This is a genomic window from Nocardia harenae NBRC 108248, assembly GCF_001612885.1.
Lineage (GTDB): Bacteria > Actinomycetota > Actinomycetes > Mycobacteriales > Mycobacteriaceae > Nocardia > Nocardia harenae.
Map to the genome: position 1 here is coordinate 246818 of NZ_BDBH01000005.1, position 10096 is coordinate 256913.

The window sequence follows — 10096 nt, forward strand, 5'->3', positions numbered from 1 at the left end:
TAGGTTTCACCCTGTGATCGCTCGCCTCATGCTGTGGGCGCTGCAGGCCCGCTGGGGGCTGGCCGTCGTCGTGATCGCGGCCAACCTCAGCGGCCTCGGCGTGATCGTCACCGCGCTCTGGCTGAACGGCTTCCTCGGCCGGCTCGGCCCGGACTGGCGCACGGCGCTGCTGCTGGTGGCGATCTATCCGGCGATCGGCTTCCTCGTCGGGGTCGCGCTCGCGGTGCGCGACCGGCGCAGGCACTTCGGCTGGCTCGACGACCTGCGCAAACCCACCGCGGAGGAGGCGCGCGCGCTGCTCCGGCTGCCGGTGGCGATCACCGTGCGCGCGCTCGCGCTGTGGATACCGGGCGTGGTGATCGCGGCGGTGCTCTTCTCGCTCTTCGCCGACAGCACCAATCCGGCGGTCACCGCGGCCGTCTTCACGCTGGGCGCCTTCGAGTCGTCGGCGCTGACCTTCCTGATCGTGGACCGGCTGGTGCGGCCGGCCATTCCGGTGGTGGCCGCGGTGCTCGGCGCGACCATGCACTGGAGTTCGTCGGTGCTGGCCCGGGTGCTGGTCACCTGGGCGGTGGCCGGGGCCATGCCCATGCTGCTGCTCATCACCGTGCTCGCCGACCCGGTGGCGGGCGCCCCGGACCGGGTGCGCACCGCCCTCTACCTCGCCATCGTCGGCTTCGCGGTGGGCGCGCTGGCGACCGCGTTCCTGGCCAGGGCGGTGGCCGCGCCGGTGCGCACGCTGCGGCTCGCGCTGGACCGGATCACCCTCGGTGAGCTGGACGTGCGGGTGCCGGTGGGCAGCGTCGGCGAGATCGGCAGGCTGGAGCACTCGGTGAACGAGCTGGCGGCCAGCCTGCGCGACCGGCAGCGGCTGCGCGACGTGTTCGGGCGGCACGTCGGGGCCGAGGTGGCGGAGCGGGCGCTGGTGGCGCGCGGCGTCGACCTGACCGGGGATGTGCGGGTGGTCTCGGCGCTCTTCGTCGACGTCACCGGGTCGGTGGCGCTCTCCACCGGGCTGCCGCCGCAGGAGTTCGTCGCCAAGCTGAACCGGCTGCTCGGCACCGTGATCACCGCGACCGAGGAGAACGGCGGGCTGGTCAACAAGTTCGAGGGTGACGCGGCGCTCTGTATCTTCGGGGCGCCGATCGCGCTGCCGGACAATGCCACGCCCGCTCTGCGCGCCGCGCGCCGGATCCGGGACGAGGTGCTCGCCGCCGGGGAGCTGGATATCGGGATCGGGGTCGCGCGGGGGTTGGTCTTCGCCGGGGACGTCGGGGCCGATACGCGGCTGGAGTTCACGGTGATCGGGGATGCGGTGAACCGGGCGGCCCGCCTCACCGGTGAGGCGAAGCGGGTGCCGCGGCGGATTCTGGTGAGTGTCGATGTGCTCGAGGCGGCCTCGGCCGAGGAGCGGACGCACTGGGTGCATCTCGCGGATATCCAGTTGCGCGGGATGGGTGAGCCGACTCCGTGCTGGACGGATGCGGTCGTGGACGGAGGTGCGTCCGGCGGAGCGGGTGCGTCCGGCGGAGCGGGTACGTCCGGCGTGGAGCGGGCACGGTAGGCGGGTTGGCGCGCCGCCAGGCACCCGGACGAGGTTCTCGGCGGCCGCTCCCACCGCAACCCCGGCAACCGCCGACCACTCATACCGCAATCTCGGCGGCCGCCGCCTGCTCCGGCCGCAAACCCGGCGGCTGCAGCCTGCTCCGGTGGCTCGGTCAGTGGCGGGCGAGCGCCGCCGTCAGGTCGATGGCGCCGGTAACCGGGAGGTCGCAGACGGTGCCGCGGCAGACGTAGGCGGCGGGCTGCCCGCCGACCGGCGGACGTTCCGCGAGCAGCGGCGCCGAGTCCGGTTCGCCCGCGATGATCACCGCCCCGCCCGGCGCGGAAGCCCTTGCGGCCGCCAGTAATTCGGCGGCGTCCCCACCGGGCGGCACCGAGACGGCGATCTGCAGCGGCCCGTGGAACGCCGCCTCCGCCACCGTCAGCCACTGCCCCGCCGAGCGCGGCGCCCGCGCCAGCACCACCGCGCCGCGCGCCAGCGTGCGCTCCGCCAGCTCCCGGTATCGCACCGCGTTCGCCGGCTCGGCCAGCGCGGCGGCGGTGAGCAGCGCCTCGGCCAGCGCCGATGCCCCCGCCGGGGTGGCGCCGTCGATCGGGTCGCGGGGCCGCGCCACCAGCGTCTCGGCATCGTCGGCGGTGTCGAACCAGCTGCCCGGCTCGTCCGGATCGGCGAAGTGCGTGATGGCGGCATCCAGGATCTCCTCGGCCCGCACTCGCCACTCCCGCTCGCCGGTCACCTGGTGCAGCGCCAGCAACCCGGTGACCAGCCAGGCGTAATCCTCCAGCACCCCCGGCGAGGTACCGGCCGCGCCGCCGAGCGAGGCGCGCAATACCCGGCCGTCCGCCACGTGCACCCGCAGCAGGAACTCCGCGCAGCGCCGGGCCGCCGCCACCCACGCCGGAACGTCGAGCGCCGCACCGGCTTCGGCGAGCGCGGTGATGGCGATTCCGTTCCAGGCGGTGACCACCTTGTCGTCCCGCTCCGGCTGCGGGCGCTTGTCCCTGGCGTCGCGCAGGATCGTGCGCGCGCGGTCGAGCCGCTCCGGGTCGTCCGGCTCGGCGAGCCGGGTGAGGACCGAGGTGCCGTGCTCGAAGGTGCCCGCCGTTGTCACACCCAATTGCTGTGCGGCCCATGCCCCTTCGACGGGGCCGAGCTCGGCTGTCAGCTCCGCCGGGGTCCAGACGTAGGTGGCGCCCTCGACGCCGGGCTCGCCGGGGCGGACCGGGGTGTCGGCGTCCAGCGCGGAGGCGAGCCCGCCCTGCTCGGTGCCGAGATCGTCCAGCAGGAAGGCGGCGGTCTCCGCCGCCACCCGCGCGGCCAGCGACTGCCCGCCGCTGCCCGGCTCGGCCGGGAGCTCCCGGCGCGCCAGGTGCGCGTAGGCACGCAGCAGCTGCGCATTGTCGTAGAGCATCTTCTCGAAGTGCGGCACCAGCCACCGCTCATCCACCGAGTACCGGGCGAAGCCGCCGCGCAGCTGGTCGTAGATCCCACCGCGCGCCATGGCCGCGGCCGTCCGCTCGACCAGGGCGTAGGTCTCCGGATCGCCGGTCCGCTCCCAGCTCCGCAGCAACCCCGCGAGCAGCGCCGAGGGCGGGAACTTCGGCGCCCCGCCGAACCCGCCGAACGCCGTGTCCTCGTCCTTCCTGACCGCGCTCACCACGTGATCCAGCAGCTCCGCCCCGATCGCCCCGCCCGCGTCCGGCAGCCCCGTCGCCTGCGCCCGCAACGCCTCCGTCACCTGCTTGGCAGCCTGATCCACCTCGTCCCGCCGATTCCGCCAGGTATCGGTGATGGCGGTGAGCACCTGCGTGAACGACGGCGACCCGCCGCGCGGCACCCGCGGGTAGTAGGTCCCGCAGTAGAACGGTGAGCCGTCCGGGGCGAGGAAGCAGGTCATCGGCCAGCCGCCGTGCCCGGTCATGGCGACGGTGGCGTTCATGTAGACCGCGTCCAGATCCGGCCGCTCCTCCCGATCCACCTTCACGCACACGAACTCCGCGTTCATCTGCGCGGCGGTGGTCTCGTCCTCGAACGACTCGTGCGCCATCACGTGGCACCAGTGGCAGGAGGCGTAGCCGATCGACAGCAGGATCGGCACGTCCCGTTCCTTCGCCTCCGCCAGGGCCTCGGTGCTCCACTCGCGCCAGTGCACGGGGTTGTCGGCGTGCTGGCGGAGGTACGGAGAGGTCGCGGTTCCGAGCCGGTTCATACCTTCAGCGTTCCACAGAAGTCCGGGTGCACACGTTCTTCACGGCGCCAGGCGCCAGAGCGCGTCCATCGGCACCGCCCGCAGCCTCGGGCCGTACGGCAGGGTTTGCTTGCCCGTGTAGAGCACGTATCCCGCGACGAATCGCTCGCCCGCGACCGCCTCCAGATTCCGCAGTCCGGTGAGGTCCTCCGACCGCACCGTCGCGCCCGCCTTGACCTCGATTCCGACGATCCGGCCATCGGGTGTCTCCAGCACCACGTCGACCTCGACCTTGTCCTTCGTGCGGTAGTGGAACATGCGGGCCCGCTCGTCGGACCAGGTGAGCTGCCGCGCGATCTCCATCGCGACGAAGTTCTCCAGCATCGGCCCGGCGGCGCCGCCCGGCTCGTCCAGGCGGGCCACGCTCTGGCCGAGCAGATGACTCGCGATTCCACTGTCGACGAAGGCCAGCTTCGGAGTACCGACGGCGTGCTGCGTCGAGCCCGGCGACCAGGCCGGGATGCTCTTGATGAGGAAGACCGATTGCAGGAGTTCGAGATACCGCGTCAGCGTGGTCCGCGGAATGCCGGATTGCCCGGCCAGGGTGGCGGGCACCAGCAGGCCACCCGCTCGCGCGGCGAGCAGGCTCAGGAGCTTCAGCATCCCCCCGTGCCGCTCGATGCTCGCCAACTGGAGGACATCGCGCTCGATCAGGGTCTGCAGATAGGACTCGAAGAACGCCGACCTGCGCCGGGGCGTGCGGCGGTGCGCCTCCGGGAAGCCGCCCACCACGACTCGCTCGAGATAGTCCCTGCGCCGGAGCGTCGTCGAATGATCCACGGCCGGCCCGTGCCGGAAGGCGGCGTCGATGAAGCGATCCGGACCGCCGTCGACCTCCCCCTGGGAGAACGGCCACAGCTCGATCACCTCCATCCGGCCGGGCAGGGCGTCGGGCAGGGTGCGCAGCGCGAGGATGCGCGAGGAGCCGGTGAGCAGGAATCGCCCCGGCGTCGGATCGAGGTCGACGGTCAATTTGATCGGGCGGAGCAACTCCGGGGCGAGCTGGATCTCGTCGATGATCATCAGGCCGAATTTCCGATCGACGAAACCCGCGGGATCGTCCTGCGCGGCGCGCAAGGTGGCCGGGTCGTCCAGCAGGCGGAAAACCACGCCCGCACTCGCGGCACCGACCAGCCGGGTGACCGTGCTCTTCCCGGTTTGACGAGCACCATTGACCAGCACGACCCGGGTATCCGCCAGGGCCTCGGCGATCAGCGACTCGGCTCGCCGGGGAAGCAGATCTCGCGTGTTCACCGCCGCAATATCGCACCAATCAGCTACGGAGGCGGGCACTTGGACGCTGCTCGATGGACATATAGCCGCTGGCGCAGCGGTCAGATAGACGCTGCTTCGGTGGTCATGTAGCCGCTGCCGTGATGGTCATATAGACGGTCACCGACCGGACAGTTGTCCGCACCCTGATCCGCACGACCCGGGCCCAGGGCGGAGGGGCGTCGAGCCGGCTGCCGGGGCGGTAATCATCACCTCGACGACAGCACCCACGGCGTAGCCCCGAGGGTGGCCCTGCGCTCCGGCAGCGCCAGCGTGACCCCCGCGAGCAGCACCGCCACGACCGCGATGGCGCCGAGCATGACCATGCTCCCGCCGAGCGTGTGCGCGCGGAAGAAGAGCGCGGCGAGCACGGCGAGCCCGACCGAGTTGCCGATCTGCTCGACGGTCGGCAGCAGCCCGGAGGCCTCGCCCATGTCGCGGTCGTTCAGCCCGGCGAGCATGATCGGCTGCAATGGGATGCCGAACACCCCGACGCCGAATCCGGCCAGGAAGACCGGGCCGGTGACGAGCAGCAGGCTCACCGCGCCGTCGGTGATGTGCAGGTAGCAGACGCCGACCAGCACCCAGAAGCCGAAGGAGGCGATCCCGGCGGCCAGCGTGCGAATCCCGAAGCGGTTCACCAGGATCGGCGAGACGATGGCGCCCGCCCCGGCGCCGATGGCGAAGGGCGTCATGGCGATGCCGGTGCGCAGCGCGGAGAAGTCGAGCACGTCCTGCAGCAGGATGGAGACGGTGAAGACGAAGGCGGTGAAGAGCCCGAAGAACACCGTCACCAGCACCGAGCCGACGGCGAAGCCGCGGTCGGCGAAGAGATCCAGCCGCACCAGCGCGATCCCGCCGCGCCGCCGGGTGGCCCGCTCGTAGGCGATGAACCCCGCCCCGAGCGCCAGCGCCGCCACGACGCAGCCGAGGTGCAGCAGCCGCCACCCCGCCTGCTGGCTGTCGGCCAGCGCGAAGAGCAGCAGGAAGAGCGCGGCGGTGGCGAGCACCGAGCCGCGCAGGTCGAGCGGGGGCCGCTCCGGCGCGGGGCCGATCTTCAGGTACTTCAGCGCGAGCCCGATGGCGATGATGCCGAGCGGCAGGTTCATCAGGAAGATGACCTGCCAGCCGAGCCCGAACGGGTCCACGGTGATCAGCGCGCCGCCGAGGATCGGGCCGAGCATCCCCGCGAACCCGGCGACCCCGCCGTACACGGCGAAGGCGTAGGGCTGGTGGTCGCGATGAAAGGTCGCGGTGATCACCGCGATGGTCTGCGCCGCCATCCCGGCCCCCGCCACGCCCTGCACGATCCGGGCGAGCACGAGTTCCAGTGCGCTGTCGGAGATTCCGCACCACACCGAGGCGGCGGTGAAGGCGGCCGCCGACCAGAGGAACATCCGGCGCCGCCCGGTGATCGCGCCGAGCCGGGCCGCGGTGAGCAGCGCGCAGGCGAAGGCCAGCGAGTACCCGGCCACCACCCACAGCTGCTGGGCGCGCGATGCGCCGAGTTCGGTGGTGATCACCGGGAGCGCGGTATTGACGATGGTGACGTCGATCATCTGCATGAAGACCGAGAGCAGGCAGGCGCTGAACGCCCCGATCGCGACGGTCGCTTCCTGCCGGGTCACCGCAGCGCCTCCTCGAACAGGGGCCAGGATTTGTGCAGGTCGTCCTGCCAGTAGCCCCAGGCGTGGGTGCCGGTGGGCCGCAGGTCGAAGGTGGCCGCGATATTCGCGGCGAGCAGCCGGTCCCGCAGCTGCCTGGTGCAGGCGTTCGCCACCACCTCCAGCGGGGCGCCGAACATGAGCTGATACAGCAGGTGCGGGAGATCGCCCGCGTCGGCGAGGTTCTCCTTCGGTCCGGGAATCCCGGTGCCGGTGGCGACGTAGACGGCGGTGCCGCGCAGCTTGTCGGCCTGCAGGTAGGGGTCGTTGGCGCGCCAAGCCGGGTCGCTGGGCGGCCCCCACATGTTCGCGGGGGTGCCGCGCTGGGTGGTCACCACGGCCTGCACGATGGTCTGCCCGGCGGGGTCGCTGGTGCGCACGCAGCCGCTGTAGGAACCGATCGCCCGGTAGAACCCGGGCGCGGCCAGCGCCAGCTGGAACACCGAGGTGCCTGCCATGGAGACCCCGGCGATGGCGTTCGCGCCGGTGCCGTCGAATTCGGCGTCGATGAGGGGCGGCAACTCCTCGGTGAGGAAGGTGCCCCAGCGCTGCTTGCCGAGCACCGGGTCGTCGGCGCGCCAGTCGGTGAAGTAGCTGCCCGCGCCGTCCAGCACCACCACGACGGTGACCTGCTTGCCCGCGAAGAACTCGGCGACATCGGTGCGGTCGATCCAATTACCGTCGGAGCCGCCGCTGGAGCCGTTCAGCAGATATAGCACCGGCGAGGGTTTCTCCGGGTCGGCGGCGGGCAGCACCGCGGTGCGCACTATTCGATCCATGGCGGCGGAATACACCTCCACCTGTTGCTGCCTGCCGGGGCCGGGGCGCATTTCGGCGATTTCCGCGGCGGTGCCCGGTTCCGCGCGGGCATCCGACCACGCGCCGGCCAGCAGCAGGGAAAGAGCAAGTAATACGGCGCCGGTCCGGCGCAGATTCTTCGGCATATCCACTCCTGCTTCCGGACCGGAGTCAACGTCACTCACGACCGGCCCCGACCGGTATTCGCGGAACGTTGTGGTCGTTACCAATTCCGGTGCGCGGCGGTTCCCGACGTCTCCCAATTCCCCACCAGGAGGCATCGCCGCAGATCCGCATGACGGCGGGGACGAGCAGCACCCGCAGGATGGCGGCGTCGATGAAGAGCGCCGTCACCATGCCGACCGCGATGTACTGCATCATCACCAGGTCGGAGAGCGCGAAGGCGCCGCAGACCACGAGCAGGATGAGCGCGGCGGCGGTGATGATCCAGCCGGTGCGGGCGATGCCGTCGCGCACCGCCTCGGTGGTGGAGGCGCCCTCGGCCCGCGCCTCCACGATCCGGGCCAGCAGGAACACCTGGTAGTCGGTGGAGAGGCCGTAGATCACCGAGACGATCAGCACCAGGACCAGCGCCATGATCGGCTGCGGCGTGAAGCCGAGCACCCCGGCCCCATTGCCCTGGACGAAGATCCAGGTCAGCACGCCGAGCGTGGAGCCGAGGCCGAGCAGGTTCAGGAATCCGGCCTGCAGCGGGAGCACGATCGAGCCGAAGGCCACCATCATGAGCACCGTGGTGACCAGGAAGACCAGCAGCACCATGAGCGGCAGCCGGTCGAGCAGCGCGTCCACGCTGTCCCGCTCGCTCGCGGGCTGCCCGCCGACCAGCACGATGGTGCCCGGCGGGGCGGGCATGGCGCGCAGGTAGTCGATGGTCTCGTCGGCGTCGTGGCTATCCGAGACCACGGTGTTCGTGGTGAAGACGCCGAGGTGCGACTGCGCCTGCAGCGCGGCCGGGAACGGGGCCTCCAGGCCGGGCGCGCCATTGGCCCGCTCCACCACCTCGCCGATGAGCGAGGTGTCGAGGGTGATCACCATCAGGTCCACCGGGTTGATCTGGCGCAGCGGGAAGAGCTCGTCGAAGTGCTGCTGGGCGGTCCGGGTGGGGTGGTCGGGGGGCAGGAAGCGCTCGGAGATCCCGCCGAAGGCGACGTGCTGCACCGGCGCGATGAGGAGCAACAGCAGCGCCACTACCGGCACCGCCACCAGCCACGGCCTGCGCATGACCCGGCCCGCGATCCGGCCCCACGGGTTGTTGCGCTGCTCGATATCGGCCCGCCGGGCGTGGAAGCGGTTGAAGCCGAGCCAGTCCACCCGGTGGCCGAGGATCGCCAGCATGGCGGGCAGCACGGTCACCGAGACCGCGGCGGCCAGCGCCACCGTGATCATGGCCCCGAGCGCGAAGGAGCGCAGGAAACCGTGCGGGAACAGCAGAATCGCGCCGGAGGCGACCACCACGATGGTGGCCGAGAAGGCGACCGTGCGGCCCGCCGTCGCCACCGAGCGGGCGACGGCCTCCGGGGCGGGGCGGCCCGCGGCCAGCTCCTCGCGGAACCGGCTCACGATGAAGAGCCCGTAGTCGATGGCGAGCCCGAGCCCGATCATCGACACCACCGGCGAGACGAACGAATTGACCTCCATGACGTGCGTCAGCAGCCGCACCACGCCCCAGGCGCCGAGCACCGTGAGCCCGCCGACGATGAGCGGCAGCGCCGCCGCCACCACCCCGCCGAACAGGAAGAACAGCAGCACCGCCACCGCCGGGATGGCGACCAGCTCCATCCGCAGCTGGTCCTGCGCCATGGTGTCGTTGAGCGCGAGCGCGACCGGCTGCGCACCCGCCACCTCGAGATCCACCCCCGGCAGCACGAGCTCGTCCGCGATCTGCCGGTAGTTGTTGAGCACCTCGGTGTCGTCGCCGCCGCGCACCGCGACCGAGGCGAAGGCGTGCTCGCGGTCGGGGGTTCCGAAGACGTCGGGCACCGCGAGCCCGGTCGCGGTCTCCCAGTAGCTGCCGTTGATCTTCTCGATCCGGTCCGGGAAGCGCTCGGGCAGGCCGTCGAGGAAGCCGGTGACGGTGGCGGCGAATTCCGGGTCGTCCACGGTCTTCCCGGCCGGGGCGCGAAAGACCAGCAGCACGTCGGCGACGTGGTTGTGGCCGAACGCCTCGTCCTTCAGCCGCAGTGCCCGCGCCGACTCCGAGCCGGGGTCGTCCCAGCCGCTCACGCTGAGGTGCGCGTGCAGCCCGAGGCCGTACCCGCCGAGCGCGAGCAGCCCGCCGACGACCACGGTGAGTACCAGGAAGCGCCGCCGGACGATCAGCTCGATCCACCGGCCGAATCCACCGGACAAAGCCACCTCCCGACCCTCGAACCCCGCTCCGGGATACCTGAAACATAGGCACCGGGGGGTTGCCTCCACAGCCCCCCGTTTCCACCGGTTCGAGATGCCACAACCGATCCGAGACCAGGTTGTGAACTGTCCCTGAACCTCGAGCGGTACCTGTGAGCGTGGTTACGCTGACCCCAGTCG

General features: G+C 71.5%; 6 protein-coding genes. 1 reads left to right on the top strand and 5 read right to left on the bottom strand.

The genetic code is table 11. The features are described 5' to 3' along the window. Nucleotides 1–13 precede the first annotated feature (13 nt). A complete protein-coding gene (locus tag NH2_RS12760) occupies nt 14–1564 on the top strand; it encodes an adenylate/guanylate cyclase domain-containing protein (RefSeq protein WP_245650546.1) in 1551 nt (516 codons plus the stop codon). A gap of 154 nt (nt 1565–1718) precedes the next feature. On the opposite strand, the gene NH2_RS12765 is transcribed toward NH2_RS12760, so the two are convergent. The 5 genes from NH2_RS12765 to NH2_RS12785 all read right to left on the bottom strand — a co-directional run bounded on the left by NH2_RS12765 (nt 1719) and on the right by NH2_RS12785 (nt 9916). Next, a complete protein-coding gene (locus tag NH2_RS12765; RefSeq protein WP_067652992.1) occupies nt 1719–3773 on the bottom strand; it encodes a thioredoxin domain-containing protein in 2055 nt (684 codons plus the stop codon). Between the two features lie 39 nt (nt 3774–3812). After that, the gene (locus NH2_RS12770; RefSeq protein ID WP_084505501.1) at nt 3813–5066 is read right to left on the bottom strand and encodes an ATP-binding protein; all 1254 of its coding nucleotides are present in this window, start codon (nt 5064–5066) and stop codon (nt 3813–3815) included. 227 nt (nt 5067–5293) lie between these two features. Then, on the bottom strand, nt 5294–6712 hold the full coding sequence (locus NH2_RS12775; protein ID WP_067652994.1) for an MFS transporter: 1419 nt from the start codon (nt 6710–6712) through the stop codon (nt 5294–5296). Further along, on the bottom strand, nt 6709–7692 hold the full coding sequence (locus NH2_RS12780; RefSeq protein WP_067653562.1) for an alpha/beta hydrolase: 984 nt from the start codon (nt 7690–7692) through the stop codon (nt 6709–6711). Before NH2_RS12780 ends, NH2_RS12775 begins: the two co-directional genes overlap by 4 nt. Nucleotides 7693–7723: 31 nt before the next feature. Continuing rightward, on the bottom strand, nt 7724–9916 hold the full coding sequence (locus NH2_RS12785; RefSeq protein WP_067652996.1) for an MMPL family transporter: 2193 nt from the start codon (nt 9914–9916) through the stop codon (nt 7724–7726). Nucleotides 9917–10096 lie beyond the last annotated feature (180 nt).